Raw genomic sequence first — 22,177 nt, 5'->3', positions numbered from 1 at the left:
GGAGGACGGGAGCGCACCGTAGGGTGAGCCGGTGACGCGGGCCGCTCCGACCGTGCGGCTCCTGCTCGGCCGGGGGGACTTCCGCCGGCTGCTGGCCACCCGGCTCCTGGCCCAGTTCGGCGACGGCGTCTTCCAGGCCTCGCTCGCCGGGAGCGTCCTGTTCAACCCGCAGCGGGCCACCGACCCGCTCGCCGTCGCGGCCGGGTTCGCGGTGCTGCTGGTGCCGTACTCGGTGCTCGGCCCCTTCGCCGGCGTCTGGCTGGACCGCTGGAGCCGCCGGCAGGTGCTGGTGCACGCCGACGTGCTGCGCGCCGGCCTGGTCGCCGTCGTCGCGGCCCTCGTGGTGACCGGGGCCGGCGGCCTGCCGCTCGCCGTCGCCGGGCTCGCCGTCTTCTCCGTCACCCGGTTCGTGCTGTCGGCGCTGTCGGCCGGGCTGCCGCACACCGCCGACACCGGCGTGCTGGTGACGGCCAACGCGCTGTCGACGACCTCGGGGGCGGTGGCGACCGTCGTCGGCGGGGCGGCCGCGGTCGGCCTGCTGCAGCTGGCGCCGGCCGGGGACGCCGGCTACGCGGCCGTGACGCTGTCCGCGGCGCTGCCCTACCTCGCGGCCGCGGCGGTCGTCGCGGGCTTCGGCCGGGCCCACCTCGGTCCCGACCACGCCACCCGCGCGGCCCGGCTCACGGCCCGGCAGGTGGTGCGCGGCATGGCCGACGGCGTCCGGGACGTGCTCGCGCACCCGCCGGCGACGGCGGCGCTGCTGGCGATCTCCGGGCACCGGGTCTGCTACGGCGTGCTGACGCTGACGTCCCTGCTGCTGTACCGCGGCCCGCTGGCGGAGGGGTCGGGGTCGCTGTTCCCCGGCGGGCTGGTCGGCCTGGGGCAGGTGGTGGGCGCCGGGGCGGTGGGCACGCTGCTCGCGGCGCTGGTCACCCCGGCCGCGGTGCGCCGGCTGGGCCGCCGCCGGTGGACGGCGCTGCTGCTGGCCGCCGGCGGGGTGCTGCAGCCGCTGCTCGGGCTCACCTTCGCGCCACCGGGGATCGTGGCCGGCGGGTTCGTGCTCGGCTTCGTCGCCCAGGGCGTGAAGGTGTGCGTCGACACCACGCTGCAGGAGGTGCTCGCCGACGACGTCCGCGGGCGGGTGTTCTCCGTCTACGACACCCTGGTCAACGTCACCTACGTCGCCGCGCTCGTGGCCGGGGCGCTGGTGCTGCCGGCCTCAGGCGTGTCGGTGCCGGTGCTGCTCGCCGTCGGCGCCGTGTACGGGCTGACCGCCGTCGCCTTCCTGCGGCGCAGCGCGGCGCCGGCGCGGGTCTAGAGCCCCGGCTCGCAGACGCCGCGGCCCAGCCGCGCCAGGCCCGCGAGGTCGCCGGGACCGAAGTCCACCTGGCCGTCGTTGCGCGGGGCCATCAGCTCGGCCGGGTCGTCGACGTGGTCCAGGCCCAGCACGTGCCCGAACTCGTGCATGAGGACGGCGCGCAGCGCGTCCCGGCCCTCGGGGGACCCCGTGGCGCCGGCGGCCCAGCCGGCGTCGATGGTCACCGCGCCGGTGACGAACACCCACGGCCCGCCGGCCGCGGCGGCCGCCTGGCTGCCGCCCAGGCCCGCCACCGTGCCCCCGAGGCCGGGCACCTCCTCCGGGGTGGCCCAGCTGACCAGGACCGGCGCCCAGCGGTCGCCGTAGCGGTCGGGCTGGAACACCGCCCGGTCGTCGGTGTACCCCTCGTCGGTGGTGCCGTCGGGGACGAACCGCAGGCCGGTGGCGGCCGACAGCCGGGTCAGCGCCTCCTCGACCAGCCCGGCGGCGTCCGGCGGCGCGCCGTCGGGCCGCATGACCCAGTGCACCGGGCGGCACGGGTCGTAGGCGACGGGCGTGACGCCGTCGGCCTGGTGCTCGACGAACGCGAAGGTGCCGCCGGCCGGCGCCGGCGGCGGCGCGCCGAGCGGCAGGTCCGCGGCCTCGTGGCCGGGCGTGGGCCGGTCCGCCGCCGGGGTCGTGGGGCTCCCGGCGCCGGTGGAGCCGGAGGAGGACTCCCAGGGCCACGGACGTGGGCCGGCGAGCACCGCCGCGCCGAGGCTCAGCGCGAGCACCAGGACGACGGCCAGCACCCCGCGGACGGCGGGGGAGCGGCGGCGCGGGGGCGGCGGCCCGCCCTCCCAGGCGCGCCACGGCACCGGGTCGGCGGGACGGCCGGCCGCCTCGTCCAGCACCCACCGCGGCACGCGGCCGGTGGGCGAGGCCGGGATGCCCGGTGGGGGCGGCAGGGACGGCGGCCACGGGCCCGACGGCCGTTCCGCGGGCCCCTCCGAGGGCCCTGGTGCGCGCACGGCGCGCCCGTCCTGCGTTCCCCCGTGCACCCGTTCGCGGTCCGGCCGTCCGTCCTACCGGCGGACGCGGGGCGCGGGGAGGGGCGCGGGCGGCGCGGCCACCCGTGCGGGGGAGTCAGGAGCGGGCGGCCCACCAGGCGCGCAGCGCGGCCTCGGCCTCGTCGGGCCCGAGCGGGCCGCGCTCCAGGCGGAGGTCCTTGAGGTACGTCCACGCCTCGCCGACCTCGCGGCCCGGCGGGATGCCCAGGATCTCCATGATCGCGTTGCCGTCGAGGTCCGGCCGCACCCGCGCGAGGTCCTCGGCCGCCGACAGCTCGGCGATCCGCCGCTCGAGCGAGTCGTAGGTGGCCGAGAGCGCGGCGGCCCGGCGCCGGTTGCGGGTGGTGCAGTCCGAGCGGACCAGCTTGTGCAGCCGGGAGAGCAGGTCGCCGGCGTCGGTGACGTAGCGGCGCACCGCGGAGTCGGTCCACTCGCCGCGGCCGTAGCCGTGGAACCGCAGGTGCAGGAAGGTCAGCCGGGCGACCGCCTCGACGACGTCCTTCGGGTAGCGCAGCGCGGTCAGCCGCTTGCGCACCAGCTTCGCGCCGACCACCTCGTGGTGGTGGAAGGAGACCCGGCCGCGGGGCTCGTGCCGGCGGGTGGCGGGCTTGCCGATGTCGTGCAGCAGCGCCGCCAGCCGCAGCACCAGGTCCGGCGACTCGGCGTCCGGATCGGCCTTCTCCAGCGCGATCGCCTGGTCGAGCACGGTCAGCGAGTGGGAGTAGACGTCCTTGTGCTGGTGGTGCTCGTCGATCTCCATCCGCAGTGCCGGCAGCTCGGGCAGCACGACGTCGGCCAGGCCGGTGGAGACGAGGAGCTCCAGCGCCGCGCGGGGGGCGTCCTGCAGCAGCGTCTTGGACAGCTCCGCCTGCACCCGCTCCGGGGTGATCCGCGCCAGCTCCCCGGCCATGTCGGTCATCGCGCGGACCACGTCGTCGTCCGGGGTGAGCCCGAGCTGGGCGACGAAGCGCACCGCGCGCAGCATCCGCAGCGGGTCGTCGGCGAAGGAGTCCGCCGCCGCGCCCGGGGTGCGCAGCCGGCGGGCGAGCAGGTCGCCGAGGCCGCCGAACGGGTCGGTCACCGTGCGGTCGGGGCCCAGGGACACCGCCATCGCGTTGACCGTGAAGTCGCGGCGGGCCAGGTCGTCGACCAGCGACTCGCCCCACGCCACCTCGGGGTTGCGGGACTCGCGGTCGTACCGGTCGGCGCGGAAGGTGGTGATCTCCAGCCGGGTGCCGCGCACCTCGGCGCCCACGGTGCCGAAGGCGATGCCCTGGTTCCACGTGGAACCCGCCCAGCCGCGCAGCAGCCGCAGCACCTGCTCGGGCCGGGCGTCGGTGGTGACGTCGAGGTCGCCGGGCGGCGTCGGCGCACCGCTGCCGGCGGCCAGCAGGGCGTCGCGCACCGACCCGCCCACGAGGTGGGCCTCGAACCCGGCCGCGGCGAAGCGTTCCCCCAGCTCCACCAGCACGGGCGAGACCTCGACCAGCTCGCGCACGGTCTGCTGCACCGCCGAGGGGACGTCCACGGCGGCCGGACGACTCTTCCGCTCCTCGGACACGACGAGCCAGGGTAGTGCGGCGGCTCGCGCTACCCTCCTGGCATGGCAGGCACCGGCGGACGCGGGCGTCCCGGCCGCCGCCTGCGGCGGGTCGACGAGACCTCCGCCGGGGGCCTCGTGGTCGCCGACGACGGCATCTCCGGCCCGCGCGCCGCGCTGATCGGCCGCACCGACCGCCGCGGCCGGCTGCTGTGGTCGCTGCCCAAGGGCCACATCGAGGAGGGCGAGACCCCCGAGGACACCGCCGTCCGGGAGGTCGCCGAGGAGACCGGGATCATCGGTGAGGTGCTCGCCCCGCTCGGGATCATCGACTTCTGGTTCGTCGCCGAGGGCCGCCGCGTGCACAAGACCGTGCACCACTTCCTGCTCCGCGCCATCGGAGGCGCCCTGTCCGACGCCGACGTCGAGGTGACCGAGGTCGCCTGGGTCCCCCTCGACGAGCTGTCCGACCGGCTGGCCTACGCCGACGAGCGGGCGCTGGTCGAGCGGGCGCCCGCGCTGCTCGCCGACAGTGCGTGACCCGGACCGCGACGCCCATCCTCGGCACAGCACCCCCCGGTCCGGGGCCGGCCGGCGCGGGAGGACGGTGACCCGCGTCCTGACGGCGGCCCTGCTGGCGCTGCCGCTCGCCGCCGCCCCCGCGCTCGTCCCGGACGCGGCTCCCGCCGCCGCGGCCCCGGCGGCCCCGGCACCGCCGGCCGCGCCCGCGACCGACCCCGAGCGGCCGGTCACCGTCGACCTCACCCGGCTCGAGCCGCGCACCGTCGCCCCCGGCGGCACGGTCACCCTGGCCGGCACGCTCACCAACGACGGCACCGAGACGCTCACCGACCTCGGCGTGCGGCTGCAGCGCGGCCTGCCCGTCACCACCCGCGCCGACCTGCTCGCCGCCGACGCCGACCCCGCCACCGCGTCCACCACGCCGTTCCAGCCGCTGCCCGGCCCGCTCGCCCCCGGCGACTCCGCGCCGTTCACCGTCACCGTCACCACCGCCGACCTGGCGCTGGACCGCGACGGCGTCTACCCCCTGCTGGTCAACGTCAACGGCACCACCGCCGACGGCGAGCCGAGCCGGGTGGGCGAGGTCCGCACCCACGTGGTGCAGCAGAGCGCGCCGCCGGCCACCGCCACCGCCGTCGCCTGGCTGTGGCCGCTGGCCGAGCGCAGCCACCGCGACGCCTCCGGCCGGTTCGTCGACGACGGCCTGGCCGAGGCGGTCTCCGACGGCGGCCGGCTCGACCGGGCGCTGTCCGCCGTCGAGCGGCTCCCCGCCGCCGTCGCGCCCGCGCCCACGTCCCTGGCCCCGGTGACCCTCGCCGTGGACCCCGCCCTGGTCGAGGAGCTCTCGATCATGGCCGAGGGCCCCTACGACGTCGGCGGCGAGGAGGACGCCGGCACCGGCACCGAGGCCGCCGCCGCGTGGCTGGAGCGGCTGCGCGCCGTGGCCGCCGACCACCCGGTGCTCGCCCTGCCCTACGGCGACGTCGACGCCGACGCGCTGCAGGCGGCGGGCCTGGAGGCCGCGCTCACCCGCGCGCTGCCCGGCGCCGCACCCGGGGCGGAGGGCGACACGCCCGAGAGCGGGGGCGTGGTCTCCGAGGCCTCGCCCGGGCCGGCCGGGGCCGCGCTGCTGGCCGACGTCCTCGGGGTCACCCCGCGCACCGACCTGACCTGGGCGGCCGGCGGGGCGCTGCGGCCGGACACGCTCGCGACCCTCCGGGAGGGCGGCGTCGAGCAGGTGGTGGTCGCCTCCAGCGCGCTGAGCGACGGCGACGCGGCGCTCGGCATCCCCGGCGGCGGCGCGGCCGCGCGGACCACGGTGCCCGGCACCGACGGCCCGGTCGAGGCGCTGGTGGCCGACGCGGGGCTGTCCTCCGTCGTCGGCACGGCCGACACCGCCGAGGGCGGCCCGCGGGTGGCCGAGCAGCGCTACGTCGCCGAGCTGGTGCTGGTCTCGCAGCAGACGCCCGCCAGCCCGGCGGGCCAGAGCGTCCTGGTCGCCCCGCCGCGCGACGTCGACCCCGACCCCGAGACGGTCGCCGCGATGATCACCGACACCGCGCTGCCCGGGCTGCGCCCGGCGTCGCTGACCGACCTGTCCGCGGGCCCGGTCGCCGACGCCGGCACGCCGGTGGACCAGGCCGGCGCGGCGGTGCTCGACCCCGCCGGCATGGCCGGGCTGGTCGCCGCGACCGCGCTGCGCGACGACCTCGCCGGCGCCGTCGTCGAGGAGCCCGCCACCGTCCTCGCCGGGTACGACGCCGCGCTGGCCCGGGCCGCCTCGGTGGCCTGGCGGGACGACCCGGCCGGCTTCACCACCGCCGCCGGGGACGTGCGCGACACCCTGGCCGGGCTGCGCGAGCGGGTGACGCTGGTCGCCCCCGCCGACGGCACCTACAGCCTGGCCTCCAGCGACGCGCCGCTGGTGCTCACCGTGCAGAACGACCTGCCCTTCGCGGTGCGGGTGCTGGTGGAGGCGCGCACCCGCGACAAGGTCGGCCTGACCATCGGCGAGCTCGACGCGCAGGAACTGGCGCCCGAGCAGCGCACGACGCTGGAGGTCCCGACCGAGGTGCGCCAGTCCGGCCGCTTCGCCGTCACCGCGAGCCTCACCACCCCCGACGGCGGCCCGCTGGGCGACGACGTCGCGATCCAGGTCCGCAGCACCGCCTACGGGACGATCTCGCTGTCGATCACCATCGGCGCCGCCGTCCTGCTCGGGCTGCTGTTCCTGCGCCGCGGGGTCCTCTTCCTCCGCCGCCGGGGGCGGCCCGAGGAGGAGCTGCCCGACGGCGCCGGGACCGCCTTCCCGCCCAGCCGGAGCCCGGTGTGACCGGCCACCCCCGCAGCGACGAGGACGCACCGGCCCGGGAGCCGGGGGCGCGCCCGCTGCCGCCGGTGCCCCCGCCCGTGTCCTCCCCGCTCCCCGCGGCGGCGTCCCCGGAGGCGGCGGGACCCGCGCCGGGGCACGACCGGTCCCGGCCGCTGCCCCCGCCGCCCTACCCGGTCGCCCCGCCGCCGGGCTCGGGCCTGCCGGGCACCCCGGCGGCCCGCCGCGCCATGCCCCCGGTGCCGCCGGCCCGGCCCCGGCCGCCCGGGGCGCCCCGCACCGGGGACCAGCCGGGGGCGCGGGCCGACGGGCGGCGCCCGGCGGCCCCCGGGGCCGAGGCACCCCCGCCCGCGGCCGTCCGGCCCGCGCCCCGGCCGCTGCCGCCGGTGCCCCCGCCGGTGCGGCGCCGCTTCATCCCGGCCGACGAGACGCAGGTCATCCCGATCCTGCACCTGCCCCCGGTCCCGCGGCCCGAGGGCGAGACCGAGGAGGAGGCGCAGCGGCGGGAGGGCGCCCCCGGCGGCAGCCGCGGCCTCCTGCGCGCCGCCGGGACCATGGCGGTGGCCACGCTGGTCTCCCGGATCACCGGCCTGCTGCGCACGGTCGTGCTGGCCGCGGCGCTGGGCGTCGGGCTGGTCAACGACGCCTACAACACCGCCAACACGCTGCCCAACATCGTCTACGAGCTGCTGCTCGGCGGCGTCCTGACCTCGGTGATCGTGCCGCTGCTGGTGCACGCGCAGGAGCGCGACCGCGACGGCGGCGTCGCCTACGCGCAGCGGCTGTCCACGGTGGCGATCGCCGGGCTCCTGGTGGTCACCGTGGTCGCCGTCGTCATCGCACCGGCGCTGACCTCGCTGTACGGCATCGAGGACGACCCCGAACAGGTGCGGCTGGCCAACTGGCTGGCCCGGATCCTGCTGGTGGAGATCGTCTTCTACGGCGTAGGCGCGCTGGCGCAGGCGATCCTCAACTCGCGCGGGGTCTTCGGGCCGCCGGCGTGGGCGCCGGTGCTCAACAACGTCGTCGTCATCGCCACCGGCGTGCTGTTCGTGATGGCCGGCGGGCCCGGCGACCTCGAGCCGCAGACGATCACCCCCGGCCAGGTGTGGCTGCTCGGCGGCGGCACCCTGCTCGGCATCGCCGTCCAGGCGCTGGTGCTGGTGCCGCTGCTGCACCGGGCCGGCGTGCCGCTGCGGCCCCGGTGGAGCCTGCGGCAGACCGGGCTGCGCGAGGTCGGCGGGCTGGGCCTGTGGGTGGTCCTGTACGTGGCGGTGAGCCAGGTCGGCGTCGTCGTGGCCACCCGCGTGGCCAACGCGGCCGCCCGCGACGGCGGGCTGGGCTCGAGCGCCTTCGCCTACGCCAGCCTGCTGTTCCAGATGCCCTACGGGATCATCGGCGTCGCGCTGCTCACCGCCCTCGTGCCGCGGATGAGCCGCGCCGCCGCGCGCAACGACGTCCCCGGCGTCGTCCAGGACCTCTCCCTCGGCACGCGGCTGTCCGCGCTCGGGCTGCTGCCGGTGGCCGCCGCGCTCACCGTCGTCGGCCCGGCGCTCGGCGCCGTCGCCTTCGCCCGGGGCAACACCTCCGTCGACGAGGCGCAGGGCATCGGCGCGGCCCTCGCCGTCGGCGCGTTCGGGCTGCTGCCCATGGCCGTCACGCTCCTGCAGCTGCGCGTCTTCTACGCCATGAAGGACGCCCGGACGCCGACGCTGATCCAGGTCGGCATGGTCCTCGTCCGCGTGCCGCTGCTGCTGCTGGTCCCGGCGCTGGTCGAGCCCGGCCACGTCGTCGCCGGGCTGATGCTGGCCACCAGCCTCACCTACCTCGCCGGCTGGGTGCTCGGGCACCTCGCGCTGCGCCGGCAGTTCGGCGCCGAGCCGGGCGTGGCGCGGGGCGGGGCGCTGGGCCCGGTGCTGCGGATGGTGCTCGCCGCGGCGGTGGCGGCCGGCGCCGGCTGGCTCGTCGTCCGCGTGACCCAGGACGCGTTCGGCACGTCACTGACGGGCTCGCTCGGCACCCTGTTGATCGGTACCGTGGTCGTCGGCGTCACGGCCCTCGCCGGCTTCGTGCTCGCCCGCGTCCCGGAGCTCCGGGAACCCCTCGCCGCCGTCCGCGCGCGGCTGGGCCGCGGGTGAGCCGCGGACCGGCGGGCACGGACGGCGTCCCCGGGGCAGCGCGCAGCCGGGGGGAGCGGACAGGGGGTCGGACACGTCCATGACGGCGACGATCACCGGCCTCCCCGACCGGTACCGACCGCTGGACGAGGTCGGCCCCGCGGAACACACCGCGACCGGCGTCATCCACTGCTGGCGCGCCAAGGACCGCATCCTCAACCGCGACGTCGCCATCCGCGTGCACGTCCCCGGCGGCCCGCCGGCGCGCGCCTGGATCGCCCGCGCGCTCACCGCCGGCGGCCTGGCCACCCCCGCGCTGGCGATGGTCTACGACGCCTCGGAGGGCAGCGGCGGCGAGACCGGCGTGGCCTACGTCGTCAACGAGTGGATCGAGGGGCAGACCCTCGCCGAGCGGCTGCGGTCCGGGCCGATGGGCGAGCGGGAGGCCCGCACCGTCCTGCGCCGGCTGGCCGAGGGCGTCGCCGAGGCGCACCGGGTGGGCCTGGCCGTCGGCGGCCTGAGCCCCGAGACCGTCGTCCTGCGGCCCAACGGGCTGGTCGGCCTGCGCGCCGTCCCCGCCGCCACGGGCACCGTCCAGGAGGACATCGCCGCCCTCGGCGCACTGCTCGAGTACTGCCTCACCGGCCGGCAGGCCGGCGTCCCCGGGCCCGACGGCGTCCCCGCCGCCGCCCCGGTCATCGCCCAGCCGGACCTGGCCGCGCTCGTCCGCCGCGTCCGCTCCACCGAGCCCGGCGCCCGGCTGGCCAGCGCCGCGGCGATGGCCGCGCTGCTCGCCGATCGCCCGCGGTCCTCGGCCGTGCCGGTCCGCGGCCGCGACGAGAGCGACAGCGGGTGGCTGCGGCGCCTGCGCGAGCACCGCGACGCCGAGCAGGCCCCCACCGTGGCGGCGCAGGACGCCGGAGGACCCCAGCGGCTCGACCCGGACACCCTGCCGCCGGTGCCGCTCGGGCCCGCCCGCGCCCTCCCGCCGGTGCCGGCCGAGGCCCCCCACGACGTCGACGTCGCCGGCGACCCGGTCGACGAGGAGGACGAGGACGACGCCGGTGGCTCGCCCGGCCGCCGCCGGTTCCTGGTCGTCGGCCTGCTGCTGGCCGCCCTGGTCGTCGTCGTGCTGCTCGCCTGGTGGGTGGGCACCAACCTGCTCTCGGTCGCCACGAACGTCGACGAGCGGCCCGGCACGCCCGTGGTCCCGTCCAGCAGCGCGCCCGCCGAGGACAGCGCCGCCCCCGCGCCGGAGGCCGGCACGCCCCTGACGATCCGCGGCGCCACCGTCTTCGACCCCTTCGGCGACGGCGAGCCGGAGAACACCGACGACGTGCCGGCCACCCACGACGGCGACCCGGCCACCACCTGGTCCACGCTGACCTACCGGGGCTCGGCGGACTTCGGCAACCTCAAGCCCGGCGTCGGCGTCGTCTACGACCTCGGCTCGGCCCAGGCGATCGGCGGCGTCGCGCTGACGACGACCACCCCGGGGATCAACGTCGAGGTCCGCACCGGCGAGGCCCCCGACGGCGACCTCGACTCCTTCGCCGTCGCCACCGCCGGCAGCGTCGACGGGACCACCGACCTCGCCTTCGACGAGCCGGTGACCGCGCAGTACGTCCTGGTGTGGGTGACCGGCCTGGTCCCCGCCGGGGACGGCTTCGCCGGCGACCTGGCCGAGGTCGCCGTCACCCCCGCCGCGGGGGAGTGACCTGCACGTCAGGGCCCTGATCACGGGAATCCCGCCCTACGATGCGGCGTTGTGCCCCGCGTGACCGACCCCCAGCCCACCCCTGGCCCCGCGACGACCACGGAGGTCCAGTCGCCCGTGATCCCGCCCGCGGAGCACGACGGCGTCCGTGACCTGGTCATCATCGGATCGGGTCCCGCCGGTTACACCGCGGCCGTCTACGCCGCCCGGGCCAACCTGCACCCGCTGGTCTTCGAGGGCTCCCAGTTCGGCGGCGCCCTGATGACCACCACCGAGGTGGAGAACTTCCCCGGCTTCGCCGAGGGCATCCAGGGCCCGCAGCTGATGATGGACATGCGCCAGCAGGCCGAGCGCTTCGGCGCCGAGCTGGTCGCCCGCGACGTCACCGAGGTCGACCTCACCGCCACGCCCAAGGTGGTCAAGGTGGGCGACGAGGTGACCCTCGCGCACGCGGTCATCGTCGCCACCGGCTCCAAGTACCGGTACCTGGGCCTCGACAACGAGCAGCGCCTGCTCGGCCACGGCGTCTCCGCCTGTGCCACCTGTGACGGCTTCTTCTTCCGCGACCAGGACATCGTCGTGGTCGGCGGCGGCGACTCGGCGATGGAGGAGGCCACCTTCCTCACCCGCTTCGCCAAGACGGTGACCGTCGTCCACCGCCGCGAGGAGCTGCGCGCCTCGAAGATCATGCAGAAGCGCGCGCAGGACAACGAGAAGATCCGCTGGGCGCTGGGCAAGCAGGTCACCGACGTGCTCGGTGACCAGACCGTCTCCGGCGTGCAGCTGACCGACGTCGTCACCGGCGGCACCGAGGAGCTCCCGGTCAGCGGCGTGTTCGTGGCGATCGGCCACGACCCGCGCAGCGAGCTGTTCGCCGGGCAGCTCAAGCTCGACGACGAGGGCTACATCCAGGTGGAGCACCCCTCCACCCGCACCAACATCGACGGCGTGTTCGCCTGCGGTGACGTCGTCGACCACGTCTACCGCCAGGCGATCACCTCGGCCGGCACCGGCGCCGCGGCGGCCATCGACGCCGAGCGCTGGCTGGCCGAGACCTTCGACGAGCGCTGAACCCCGCGGGCACCGGTCCCGACGGGACCGGGGCATACCGCACCCCCTCCGCGGGTTACTCCCCGCGGAGGCCGACAGACCTCGACCGCGACAGAGGAGAACGACCATGGCAGGCAACACCGTGACGGTGACCGACGCGACCTTCGCCAACGAGGTGCTGGGCAGTGACAAGCCCGTCCTCGTCGACTTCTGGGCCGAGTGGTGCGGGCCGTGCAAGATGGTCGCCCCGGTGCTCGAGGAGATCGCCAAGGAGCACGGCGAGAAGCTGACGATCGCCAAGCTCAACATCGACGAGAACCCGCAGATCGCCCGCGACTACCAGGTCATGTCGATCCCGACGATGACCGTGTTCCAGGGCGGCAAGCCGGTCAAGAGCATCATCGGTGCCAAGCCGAAGGGCGCGATCCTCTCCGACCTCGCCGACTACATCTGAGCCGCAGGCTCCGACACACGGCTCCCGAGGGCCCGTCTGGGAACGTCCCAGGCGGGCCCTCGCCGTTGCGCCGGCCGGACCCCCGGCTGGGCCGGGAGGCGTCGCGGAGGCGACAATCGTGGGCACGATGGGTAGCGAGAGCGACATGCAGCCGCTGGGTCCGGGCAGCCACGGAGCCGCCGTCGCAGACGTACAGGCCGCGCTGCGCAGCCTGGGCCTGCTCCGGCCCACCGACGGCTCCGGGCCCGCCGACGGCGTCTACGACGAGGCCACCGCGCTCGCCGTCCGCCACTTCCAGCAGGTCCGTGGGCTGTCGGTGGACGGCCGGGTCGGCGAGGAGACCTGGCGGGCGCTGTCGGAGGCGCGCTGGTCGCTGGGCGACCGGCTGCTGCACCACGACCCCGTGCGGCCGGTGCGCGGCGACGACGTCACCAACCTGCAGGAGCGGCTGCTCGAGCTCGGCTACGACGCCGGCCGCGCCGACGGCATCTTCGGCCGCGACACCGAGTCCGGCCTGCAGGCCTTCCAGCGCGACTACGGGCTGACCGCCGACGGCACCTGCGGGCCCGCCACCCTGCGGGCGCTGCGCCAGCTCGGCCGCAAGGTGACCGGCGGGCGCCCCCAGCTGCTGCGGCAGAGCGCCGAGTTCGTCGAGAGCGGGCCGCACCTGATCGGCCGGCGCATCGTCGTCGACCCCGGGCACGGCGGCGCCGACACCGGCTTCGCCGCCGGCGAGACCACCGAGGCCGACCTCGTGCTCGACCTCGCCAGCCGGATCGAGGGGCGGCTGGCCGCGGCCGGCGCCACGGTCTACCTCACCCGCGGCCGCGAGCAGAGCCCCACGCCGGCCGAGCGGACCGCGTTCGCCAACGACGCCCGCGCCGACCTGTTCATCTCCCTGCACACGGACGCCCACGACTCGTCGCACGCCCGCGGGGTGGCCAGCTACTACTACGGCACCGGCTCGGGGACGTCGTCGACGGTGGGGGAGCGCTTCGCCGACCTGGCCCGCCGCGAGGTGGTGGCCCGCACCGGCATGCTCGACCTGGGCGGGCACCCCAAGACCTGGGACCTGCTGCGGATGACCCGGATGCCCGCCGTCCGGCTCGACGTCGGCTACCTGTCGCACCCGGTCGACCGGCTGCTGCTGCTCGACGCCCGGCTCCGCGGCACCGTGGCCTCGGCGGTGCTGGCCGCCGTCCAGCGGCTGTTCCTCCCCGCGGAGGCCGACCCGCCCACCGGCACGTTCGTCCTGCCCCAGAAGGTGTGACGGCTGGGGCGCCTGGCGCCCCAGGTGTGACGGGTCCGTCCCAGCCGCCGTGTCGGACGGGCGCGCGCGGCGGCCTCCCTACACTCGGTCCGTGGCCCCTCTCCCGCCGTCGCACGGCCAGCCGCACCGCACGCCGCCGCAGCAGCACGGGCACGTGGTGCCCCGCCACCCGCGGCTGGACCCGCTGGCCGACCGGTACGCAGCCCGCACGCACGGCATGAAGAGCTCGGAGATCCGCGCACTCTTCTCCGTCGTCAGCCGGCCCGAGGTGGTCTCGCTGGCCGGCGGCATGCCCGCCGTCACCGCACTGCCGCTGGACGCCGTCGGCTCGATGATCGGCGAGCTGGTCAGCGGGATGGGCGCGCAGACCCTGCAGTACGGCTCCGGCCAGGGCGACCCGCGGCTGCGCGAGCGCATCTGCGACGTCATGGCGCTCGAGGGCATCACCGACGCCTCGCCCAGCGAGGTCGTGGTGACCGTCGGCTCGCAGCAGGCCCTGGACCTGGTGACCCGCGTCTTCTGCGACCCGGGCGACGTCATCCTCGCCGAGGGCCCGTCCTACGTCGGCGCGCTCGGGGTCTTCCAGGCCGCCCAGGCGCGGGTGAGGCACGTCGCCATGGACGACGACGGGCTGGTCCCGGAGGCGCTGGAGCAGGCGCTGCTCGAGTGCCGCGCCAACGGCGACCGGGTCAAGTTCCTCTACACGGTGCCCAACTTCCACAACCCGGCCGGCGTGACGCTGTCGGAGCCGCGCCGCCAGGCGATCATCGACATCGCCGACCGGTACGACCTGCTGGTCATCGAGGACAACCCCTACGGCCTGCTCGGCTTCGACCACGAGCCGATGCGCGCGCTGCGGGCCCGCAACGCGCAGCGGGTCATCTACCTCGGCTCGTTCTCCAAGACCTTCTCCCCGGGCCTGCGGGTGGGCTGGGTGCTCGCGCCGCTCGCCGTCCGCGAGAAGCTGGTGCTGGCCACCGAGGCGCAGGTGCTCTGCCCGCCCTCGCTCACCCAGTACGCCGTCGCCCGCTACCTGGACACCCAGCCCTGGCGCGAGCAGATCAAGCTGTTCACCGAGCTGTACCGGGAGCGGCGCGACGCCACCCTGGAGTCGCTCGACGCCCTGATGCCCCCCGGCACCACCTGGACCAGGCCCGACGGCGGCTTCTACGTGTGGCTGAAGCTGCCGAACGGCCTGGACGCCAAGCTCATGCAGCCGCGGGCGGTGGGCGCGCACGTGGCCTACGTCCCGGGCATCGGCTTCTACGCCGACGGGTCGGGCCGCGAGTACATGCGGCTGTCCTACTGCTACCCCGAGCCGGACCAGATCCGGGAGGGCGTGCGCCGGCTGGCCCGGGTCATCGAGGCCGAGCTGGACCTGCACTCCACCTTCGACGCTGTCGACACCGGCACCTTCCGCGCCGTCGGCCGGACCGACAGCACCGCCGAGACCATCGTCGGCCCCGCCAGCAGCGACCGGATCGAGGACTGACGTGACCGACCCCGTGACCGACCCCGCCGCACCGGCCGCCCCCGAGGTCGAGGAGACCTCGCTGCGCGCCGTCGTCCTGGCCGGTGGCCTGACCTTCGAGCGCGAGGTCAGCCTGTCCTCGGGCACCCAGGTGGTGGAGGAGCTGGCCCGCGTCGGTGTCGACGCCGAGCTGCGCGACGCCGACGCCGAGCTGCTGCCCGGCCTGGCCGCCGCCCCCGCCGACGCGGTGTTCATCGCCCTGCACGGCGCCACCGGCGAGGACGGCGCCCTGCGCGCGGTCCTCGACCTGGCCGGCGTCCCCTACGTCGGTTCCCCGGCCGCGGCCTGCCGGCTGGCATGGGACAAGCCCGCGGCCAAGTCGGTCGTGCGCACGGCCGGGGTGACGACGCCGGACTGGGTGGCGCTGCCGCACAGCACCTTCCGCGAGCTGGGCGCCGGCGCCGTCCTGGACCTCATCGTCGCCCGGCTCGGGCTGCCGCTGATGGTCAAGCCGGCCTCGGGCGGCTCGGCGCTGGGCGCGCAGAAGGTGACCCGCGTCGAGGACCTGCCCGCGGCGATGGTCAGCTGCTTCGCCTACGGCGACACCGTGCTCGTCGAGCGGTTCGTCGACGGCGTGGAACTCGCCCTGTCGGTCGTCGACCTGGGGGAGGGGCCCCAGGCGCTGCCGGCGGTGGAGATCGTCCCGGAGTCCGGCGTCTTCGACTACACCGCCCGCTACACGCCCGGCCTCACCGAGTACCACGCGCCCGCCCGGGTGTCCGACGAGGTCGCGGCCCGCGCGTCCGAGGTCGCCGTCCGGGTGCACCGGGCGCTGGGCCTCGCGGACCTGTCCCGCACCGACGCGATCGTCTCGTCCGACGGCGAGGTGCACTTCCTCGAGGTGAACGTCTCCCCGGGGCTGACCGAGACCTCCATGTTCCCCATGGCGGTCGAGGCCGCCGGGCACGACCTCGGCGAGGTCCTCTCCGGGCTGCTCACCCGCCGGGCCCGCAGCGCCCGCTGACACAGACGACAGAGGCCGGTTTCCGTCCGTGACGGAAACCGGCCTCTCCGTGTCCGTGGGTCCTACTGCTCCTCGCGGCGACCGGTCAGGTCTGGCGCCATCTGGCCGATGATGCGCTGCAGGTCGTCGACCGACCCGAACTCGACGACGATCCGGCCCTTGGCCCGGCCGATCTGGATCTTCACCTTGGTCTCGAAGACGTCGGACAGTCGGCCGGCGAGGTCCTCCACGCCGGGCGCGCTGATCCGGCGGGCGCGGCGGCGGGAGGCCGGCTGCTCGGCCACGGCGAGCGCGACGGCCTCCTCGGTGGCCCGCACCGACAGGCCCTCGGCCACGATCCGGGCGGCCAGGGCCTCCTGCGCCTCGGCGTCGTCGAGGCCCAGCAGCGCCCGCGCGTGCCCGGCGGAGATGACGCCGGCGGCGACCCGGGTCTGCACCTTCACCGGCAGCTTGAGCAGCCGGATGGTGTTGGTGACCTGCGAGCGGCTGCGGCCGATCCGCTGCGCCAGCTCCTCGTGGGTGGCGCCGAACTCCTCCAGCAGCTGCTGGTAGGCCGCCGCCTCCTCCAGCGGGTTGAGCTGGACGCGGTGGATGTTCTCCAGCAGCGCGTCGCGGAGGAGGGCGTCGTCCTCGGTGTCCCGGACGATCGCCGGCACCGTCTCCAGCTCGGCCGCGCGGGCGGCCCGCAGGCGGCGCTCGCCCATGATGAGCTCGTAGGGCGCCCCGCCGTCGCCGTCGGTGCGCTCGCGCACGACGATCGGCTGCAGCAGGCCGAACTCGCGCACCGAGTGGGTGAGCTCCTCGAGCGCCTCGTCGTCGAAGACCTGCCGCGGCTGGCGCGGGTTGGGGGCGACGTCGCCGACGGCGACCTCGCGCAGCTGCGCGCCGGGGACGCCGACGGCTGCCGTGCCGGGAGACGACGCGGCCTGCGCGGCGACGGTGGCGGCCGCCTGCGCCGCCGGCGGCAGCAGGGTGACCGGCGCCGGTGCCCCACCCGCCCCGGGCGCCCCACCCGCCTCGGGGGTGGCGGGAGCCGGGCCGTCGGCCTCCGGCAGCGTGGGCTGCTCGACCGGCGGGGCGGTGGGGATCAGCGCCGCGAGACCCCGGCCGAGGCCGCCACGCTTGCTCATCGGGTCTCCTCGTCGACGGGGCTGGGAACGGGCAGGACGGCGGCGTCGGTGCCGGCGAACGCCGGGTCGGCGTGCCGCGCGGCGCCCGGCCGGACGGCGGGCATGGGCGCGGTCACCGGCGCGGGAGGCGGCGGCGGGGGGCCCATCGGCCGGACGTCGATCGGCTCCAGGCCGACGCCCCGCTCGGCGAGCTCGCGCGCGGCCTCCACGTAGCTGGTCGAGCCCCGCGAGCCCGGGTCGTAGGTGAGCACGGACTGCCCGTACCCCGGCGCCTCGGACACCCGGACGTTGCGCGGGATGACCGTGGCCAGCACCAGGTCCCCGAAGTGGCTGCGGACCTCCTCCGCGACCTGGTCGGCGAGCTTGGTCCGGCCGTCGTACATCGTCAGCAGGATGGTGCGGACGGCGATCCCCGGGTTGAGGTGCGCGCGCACCAGCTCGATGTTGTTGAGCAGCTGGCCCAGGCCCTCCAGCGCGTAGTACTCGCACTGGATCGGGATGAGCACCTCGTCGCCGGCCACGAGCGCGTTGAGCGTCAGCAGGCCCAGCGACGGCGGGCAGTCGATGAGGACGTAGTGGGGCCGCTGGTCCTCGGGCAGGCCGTGGATGTACGCCTCGATCGCCCGGCGCAGCCGGTACTCGCGGGCGACGACGGAGACCAGCTCGATCTCCGCGCCGGCCAGGTCGATCGTCGCCGGGACGCAGCGCAGGTTCGGGCTCGCCGTCGTCGGGTGGACGACGTCGGCCAGCGAGCTGTCCCCGACGAGGGCGTCGTAGATCGACGGCGTCCCCACCGTGTGCTCCACGCCGAGGGCGGTGCTGGTGTTGCCCTGCGGGTCGAGGTCGATGACCAGCGCCCGCAGGCCGTAGAGCGCCAGCGCCACGCCCAGGTTGACCGTCGAGGTGGTCTTCCCGACGCCGCCCTTCTGGTTGGCCACGGTGATCACCCGGATGCGGCCGGGTGCGGGGAACGGCTCCTGGTCGGCGGCGTGCAGCACCCGGGTGGCCCGCAGCGCCTCCATCGCGATGGGACTGTCGAAGTCCCCGCCGGAGTGGGCCGCCGAGTCGGCCGCGAGGCTGCTGCGCAGCCGCTGGCCCGGGTCGGTCATCGCGGGTCCTTCCTGCCGACCCGTTTCACGTGGAACGGGACGGGTACCTGGTCGCGTTCCACGTGGAACGCCGTCGTCGTCCCGCGGGGCCTCACCGTCGGCCCCGCGTCATCACCACCACGGTAGTGGCAGCGTCCCCCAGCTCCGCGCCGACAGCCCGGACGTGGACGTCGCGCATGCCCGCGGCCTCCAGCTCGGGCAGCAGCGCGGGCAGCTCCTCCACCGCGCGGGCGCCGACGAGGGCGACCAGCTGGGCGCCGGGCCGCAGCAGGCCGCGGCTCCAGCCGACCAGCCGGGGCAGCGCGGCGACCGCCCGGGCGGTGACGACGTCGACCGGGCCGACCGCGGTCGCCACCGATCGCTCCTCGGCGCGGCCGCGGACCACCCGCCACGGGGCACCGAGCTCGGCGACGACCTCCTCGAGGAACTCGACCCGGCGGGCCATGGGCTCCACCAGGGTCATCCGCAGGTCCGGCCGGGCCAGCGCGAGCGGGATCCCGGGCAGGCCGGCGCCGCTGCCGACGTCGACCACCCGGGCCCCCTCGGGCACGGCCTCGGCGACGGCCGCGCTGTTGAGCACGTGCCGCTCCCACAGCCGCGGGACCTCCCGCGGGCCGATCAGCCCACGGGTGACGCCGTCGGAGGCGAGCCGGGCGACGTAGCGCTCGGCGCCGGGCAGCCCCGCCCCGAAGACGGCGGCGGCGACCTCCGGGGCGGGTGGGGCGGACGGGACGGGAGTTCCGCTCACCGCTCCGGCAGGACCACGACGCGGCGGTTGGGCTCCTCGCCCTCGGACTCGCTGCGCACCCCGCTGACGCCGGCGATGACGTCGTGGACGACCTTGCGCTCGAAGGGGTTCATCGGCGCCAGCCGCTCGGGCTGCCCGGTGCCGGCGACCCGGCGGGCGGCCTCGGCGGCCATGGAGGTGAGGTCCGCGCGCCGCCGGGCCCGGTAGCCGCCGATGTCGAGCATCAGCCGGCTGCGGACGCCGGTGGCCTGCGCGACGGCCAGCCGGGTGAGCTCCTGCAGCGCCTCCAGGACGGAGCCGTCGGAGCCGACGAGGTCGTCGAGGTCGCCGCCGACGATGGCGACCGAGGCCCGGTCGCCCTCCACGTCGAGGTCGATGTCCCCGTCGACGTCGAGGATGTCGAGCAGCCGCTCGAGGTAGTCCCCGGCGACGTCGCCCTCGCGGACGAGCAGGTCGGTGCCGGTGGCGGCGCGGCCGTTCCCCGAGGGGGCGGGCGCGACCTCGTCGGTGGGCTCGAGGACGGCGTCGGTGCTGTCGTCGTCGGCGTCGGGGAGGTCGGGGGTCTCGGCCGGTGCGGTGTGGTTCGGGACGCTCACGGAGGTACCTCCAGTCGGTGCGGCAGCCGGGGCGGGCCCGGAGGTCGGAGGCCGGAGGGCGCGGGGTCGCTGCTCCTCGCGGCGGGTCCGCGGCGGCCGGCGTCGGGGACGCCGTCGCCGCGGACCGGGGTCTAGCGGCGCTTGCGCTTGCCGCCGGTGCCGGCGGGCCGGCCGTGCGGGCCGCGGTTCGCGGGCCGGGGGGTGCGGTTCCCGCCGGAGCGGCCGCCGGAGGCGGTCCCGCCCGCGGCGGTCGCCCCGCCGGCCGTGCTGCCGCCGGCCGTGCTGCCGCCGGTGCCGTTCGCGCTGCCGGTGCCGTTCGTGCTGCCGGTGCCGTTCGCGGTGCCGGCGGCCGTGCTGCCGTCCGCCGCGGCGCCGTCCGCCGCGGCGCCGTCGGTGCCGCCCTTGGTGAGCTCGACGCCGGCACCCGCGGGCCGGCCGCCCTTGCCGCGCACCGGCTTGGCGCCCGGCTTGGGGGCGAGCGTCTTCGGGTCGATCGCGGGCTTCTCGGCCTCGGCCTTCGCCTTGGCGGCGGGGCTGCCGGGCGGGGGCATCTTGCGCAGGATGAAGAACTGCTGGCCCAGCGTCCACAGGTTGTTCGTCATCCAGTACAGGAGGACGCCGATGGGGAAGAAGAAGCCGGTGACGAAGAGGCTGATCGGCATGCCGTAGAGCAGCAGCTTCTGCACCATCGCGGCCTGGCCCTCGACCGGGCCGGAGCGCTTCATGATCTGCTTCTGCGTGACGTAGGTCGTCACGCACATGATCACCATGAGGATGAGCGCGACCGTGCGGATGCCGGCCTGGGTGACACCGGGCAGCGCGAGGATGGCCTCGGCCTTGGCCCCCGTCATGTTGAAGGACGACGAGATGGGCGCGACCCCGAACAGCTCCGCCTTGGCGGCCTGGTCGGTGAGCTCGTCGCTCCAGCTGTAGAGGCCCTGGGCACCGGGCTGCAGCCGGCGCAGCACGTGGAACAGCGCGAGGAAGACCGGGATCTGCGGGAGGATCGGCAGGCAGCCGGCCAGCGGGTTGACCCCGCGCTCCTTCTGCAGCGCCATCATCGCCTGGCTGAAGCCCTGGCGGTCCGCGCCGTACTGCTTGCGCAGCTTCTGGATCTCCGGCTGGATCTCCTGCATCGCCCGCTGGCTCTTGATCTGCTTGACGAACAGCGGGAACAGCAGCAGCCGGACGGTGACGACGAGGAACACGATCGACAGCGCCCAGGTGATGCCGGCGGCCGGGTCGAGGAACGTCGAGAACACCGAGTGCCACGTCTTCATGACGAAGGCGATGGCGGTGTAGAGCCAGTCAAGCAACGGAGGACTCCTCCTGCGGGGCCCGGCGGGACGCCGGCGGGGTCTCGGGGGCGGGGCGACGGGCACCGTCGGCGGCGGGCACGCCGGCGGCGGGCGCCGCGGGTGCCGCTGTCATCGACGTGCGGCCGTCGCCGCCGGTTCCGCGGCGTGCCCGGTCCGCGCGCGGCGCGGGGACCGGGTCGTAGCCGCCGGGGTGCCAGGGCGCGCACTTGAGCAGCCGCCGCAGCGCCAGCCACGACCCGCGGGCGGCGCCGTGGACGGCGACCGCCTCGGCGGCGTAGGCGCTGCAGGTCGGGGCGAAGCGGCAGCGCGGGGGCAGCGCGGGGCTGATCGCGCGGGAGTAGAAGCCGACGGCGGCCAGCAGCGCGCGGGCCACGGGTCCGGGACGCCGGGTCGCGGGGGCGCTCACGAGGACCGCGTCCGCTCGGTCGCCGGCCGGGACCGCTCGGCGAGCACCCGGTCCAGGCCGGCGGCCAGGTCGCGGCGCAGCTGCGCGGAGGTCGCCGTCGCGGCGTCGGGGCGGGCCCGGACGACGAGGTCGGCGCCGGCGGGCAGCCGGCCGAGCTCCTCGCGCACGGCGGCGCGCAGCTGCCGGGTCACGCGGTGCCGGACCACGGAGTTGCCGACCGCCTTGCCGACCACGAACCCGGCGCGGGGCCCGGCGGGCGTCCCGTCCCCGGGCACGCCGAGACCCCCGGCCGTGCGGGCCGGGGGTCGGACGGGGAGGTAGTGGAGCACCATGGTCGGCCGACCGGCACGCCGGCCCGACCGGACGACCGCGGTGAACTCCGGACGCCGGCGCAGGCGGGCCTGCGCGGGCAGCACCTCAGGCGGAGAGCTTCTCGCGACCCTTGCGGCGGCGGCCGGCGAGGATCGCGCGGCCTGCGCGGGTGCGCATCCGCAGCCGGAAGCCGTGGGTCTTGGACCGGCGGCGGTTGTTCGGCTGGAAGGTGCGCTTGCTCACGGGGTACTCCTACGGCAGGACATCGGTGGTGCGGCCGGCCGGTGGGCAGGCACGCGGCGGGGCTCCGGGAGAGGCGGCGGGGCCACTCCGCGGGACCCCGCGAGGCTGGCGCTGCGGATCCCGGTGCCAGCGGCCCGGTCCACAGACTCCGACCAGCATAACCGAGGACGGCGGGGCCCGAGGACGCCGATCCCGCGGTCCCGGTCACGCGACCGGCTCGCCGACGGCGACCCGCCAGGCTGCACCCTCCGGGCGGACGGTCGGTGTCGGCACGCCGACCGCCCGGGGACGACACGCCGAACGACACACGCACCGGCCGTCCCAGGCGTCCCCGGACGTCGTTGCCGGGCTGTGGACGGGGCTGTTAGCGTCGCCGTCGCTCCGGTCCGGGCAGACCGCCCGGCACGGGGGCCGACCACCCGGTCGACCTGACCGCAGTCCGCCTCGAGCCGT

20 protein-coding genes are annotated in these 22,177 nt (G+C 76.6%); 10 read left to right on the top strand and 10 right to left on the bottom strand.

Going from position 1 to position 22,177, the window contains the following annotated elements:
- Positions 1-31: 31 nt before the first annotated feature.
- Positions 32-1,318, top strand: a complete 1,287-nt coding sequence (locus ACI79B_RS16185) for an MFS transporter (protein WP_456927704.1) — start codon at positions 32-34, stop codon at positions 1,316-1,318.
- Here the strand turns inward: ACI79B_RS16185 and ACI79B_RS16180 are convergent.
- Both ACI79B_RS16180 and ACI79B_RS16175 read right to left on the bottom strand, forming a co-directional pair.
- A complete protein-coding gene (locus ACI79B_RS16180) occupies positions 1,315-2,223 on the bottom strand; it encodes a matrixin family metalloprotease (protein WP_457000197.1) in 909 nt (302 codons plus the stop codon). The two genes, ACI79B_RS16185 and ACI79B_RS16180, sit on opposite strands and share 4 nt — an antisense overlap.
- 220 nt (positions 2,224-2,443) lie before the next feature.
- Positions 2,444-3,928, bottom strand: coding sequence for a CCA tRNA nucleotidyltransferase (locus tag ACI79B_RS16175; protein WP_456927706.1), 1,485 nt, complete (start codon positions 3,926-3,928; stop codon positions 2,444-2,446).
- Positions 3,929-3,970: 42 nt separating this feature from the next.
- Here ACI79B_RS16175 and ACI79B_RS16170 point away from each other — a divergent pair, with 42 nt between their 5' ends.
- The 9 genes from ACI79B_RS16170 to ACI79B_RS16130 all read left to right on the top strand — a co-directional run bounded on the left by ACI79B_RS16170 (position 3,971) and on the right by ACI79B_RS16130 (position 15,861).
- The gene (locus ACI79B_RS16170; RefSeq protein WP_387988621.1) at positions 3,971-4,447 is read left to right on the top strand and encodes an NUDIX hydrolase; all 477 of its coding nucleotides are present in this window, start codon (positions 3,971-3,973) and stop codon (positions 4,445-4,447) included.
- A gap of 67 nt (positions 4,448-4,514) precedes the next feature.
- Complete coding sequence (locus ACI79B_RS16165; protein ID WP_456927707.1) at positions 4,515-6,761, top strand: DUF6049 family protein; 2,247 nt, start codon at positions 4,515-4,517, stop codon at positions 6,759-6,761.
- Entirely contained in the window at positions 6,758-8,896 is a 2,139-nt protein-coding gene (murJ, locus tag ACI79B_RS16160) for a murein biosynthesis integral membrane protein MurJ (protein ID WP_456927708.1), read from the top strand. The genes ACI79B_RS16165 and murJ overlap by 4 nt, the downstream gene beginning before the upstream one ends.
- A gap of 79 nt (positions 8,897-8,975) precedes the next feature.
- Complete coding sequence (locus tag ACI79B_RS16155) at positions 8,976-10,592, top strand: hypothetical protein (RefSeq protein WP_456927709.1); 1,617 nt, start codon at positions 8,976-8,978, stop codon at positions 10,590-10,592.
- Positions 10,593-10,709: 117 nt separating this feature from the next.
- The gene (gene trxB / locus ACI79B_RS16150; protein WP_456927710.1) at positions 10,710-11,663 is read left to right on the top strand and encodes a thioredoxin-disulfide reductase; all 954 of its coding nucleotides are present in this window, start codon (positions 10,710-10,712) and stop codon (positions 11,661-11,663) included.
- Positions 11,664-11,769: 106 nt separating this feature from the next.
- Positions 11,770-12,096, top strand: a complete 327-nt coding sequence (gene trxA / locus ACI79B_RS16145) for a thioredoxin (RefSeq protein ID WP_387988625.1) — start codon at positions 11,770-11,772, stop codon at positions 12,094-12,096.
- A 127-nt stretch (positions 12,097-12,223) separates the two neighbouring features.
- Positions 12,224-13,366, top strand: coding sequence for an N-acetylmuramoyl-L-alanine amidase (locus tag ACI79B_RS16140; RefSeq protein WP_456927711.1), 1,143 nt, complete (start codon positions 12,224-12,226; stop codon positions 13,364-13,366).
- A gap of 91 nt (positions 13,367-13,457) precedes the next feature.
- A complete protein-coding gene (locus ACI79B_RS16135) occupies positions 13,458-14,858 on the top strand; it encodes an aminotransferase-like domain-containing protein (protein ID WP_456927712.1) in 1,401 nt (466 codons plus the stop codon).
- Position 14,859: 1 nt separating this feature from the next.
- Positions 14,860-15,861, top strand: a complete 1,002-nt coding sequence (locus tag ACI79B_RS16130) for a D-alanine--D-alanine ligase family protein (protein ID WP_456927713.1) — start codon at positions 14,860-14,862, stop codon at positions 15,859-15,861.
- A gap of 62 nt (positions 15,862-15,923) precedes the next feature.
- Here the strand turns inward: ACI79B_RS16130 and ACI79B_RS16125 are convergent, their stop codons facing one another.
- The 8 genes from ACI79B_RS16125 to rpmH all read right to left on the bottom strand — a co-directional run bounded on the left by ACI79B_RS16125 (position 15,924) and on the right by rpmH (position 21,724).
- Entirely contained in the window at positions 15,924-16,991 is a 1,068-nt protein-coding gene (locus tag ACI79B_RS16125; protein ID WP_456927714.1) for a ParB/RepB/Spo0J family partition protein, read from the bottom strand.
- Positions 16,988-18,100, bottom strand: a complete 1,113-nt coding sequence (locus ACI79B_RS16120; RefSeq protein ID WP_456927715.1) for a ParA family protein — start codon at positions 18,098-18,100, stop codon at positions 16,988-16,990. The genes ACI79B_RS16125 and ACI79B_RS16120 overlap by 4 nt, the downstream gene beginning before the upstream one ends.
- A 91-nt stretch (positions 18,101-18,191) precedes the next feature.
- A complete protein-coding gene (rsmG, locus tag ACI79B_RS16115; protein ID WP_456927716.1) occupies positions 18,192-18,848 on the bottom strand; it encodes a 16S rRNA (guanine(527)-N(7))-methyltransferase RsmG in 657 nt (218 codons plus the stop codon).
- Positions 18,845-19,444: a Jag family protein gene (locus ACI79B_RS16110; protein ID WP_456927717.1), complete on the bottom strand. Its 600-nt coding sequence runs from the start codon at positions 19,442-19,444 to the stop codon at positions 18,845-18,847. Before ACI79B_RS16110 ends, rsmG begins: the two co-directional genes overlap by 4 nt.
- Positions 19,445-19,575: 131 nt before the next feature.
- Positions 19,576-20,760, bottom strand: a complete 1,185-nt coding sequence (gene yidC, locus ACI79B_RS16105; RefSeq protein WP_456927718.1) for a membrane protein insertase YidC — start codon at positions 20,758-20,760, stop codon at positions 19,576-19,578.
- Positions 20,753-21,169 (bottom strand): membrane protein insertion efficiency factor YidD, encoded by a 417-nt coding sequence (gene yidD / locus ACI79B_RS16100; protein ID WP_456927719.1) that lies wholly within the window; start codon positions 21,167-21,169, stop codon positions 20,753-20,755. Before yidD ends, yidC begins: the two co-directional genes overlap by 8 nt.
- Positions 21,166-21,585 carry a ribonuclease P protein component gene (gene rnpA / locus ACI79B_RS16095; RefSeq protein WP_456927720.1) on the bottom strand — a complete coding sequence of 140 codons (420 nt, stop codon included), beginning with the start codon at positions 21,583-21,585 and terminating at the stop codon, positions 21,166-21,168. Before rnpA ends, yidD begins: the two co-directional genes overlap by 4 nt.
- 1 nt (position 21,586) lies before the next feature.
- Positions 21,587-21,724, bottom strand: coding sequence for a 50S ribosomal protein L34 (gene rpmH, locus ACI79B_RS16090; RefSeq protein ID WP_040338882.1), 138 nt, complete (start codon positions 21,722-21,724; stop codon positions 21,587-21,589).
- Positions 21,725-22,177 lie beyond the last annotated feature (453 nt).

The organism is Geodermatophilus sp. SYSU D00879 (genome assembly GCF_054050375.1).
The sequence above is the reverse complement of the archived record's forward strand: the minus strand, read 5'-3'. Positions and strand labels throughout refer to the sequence as shown.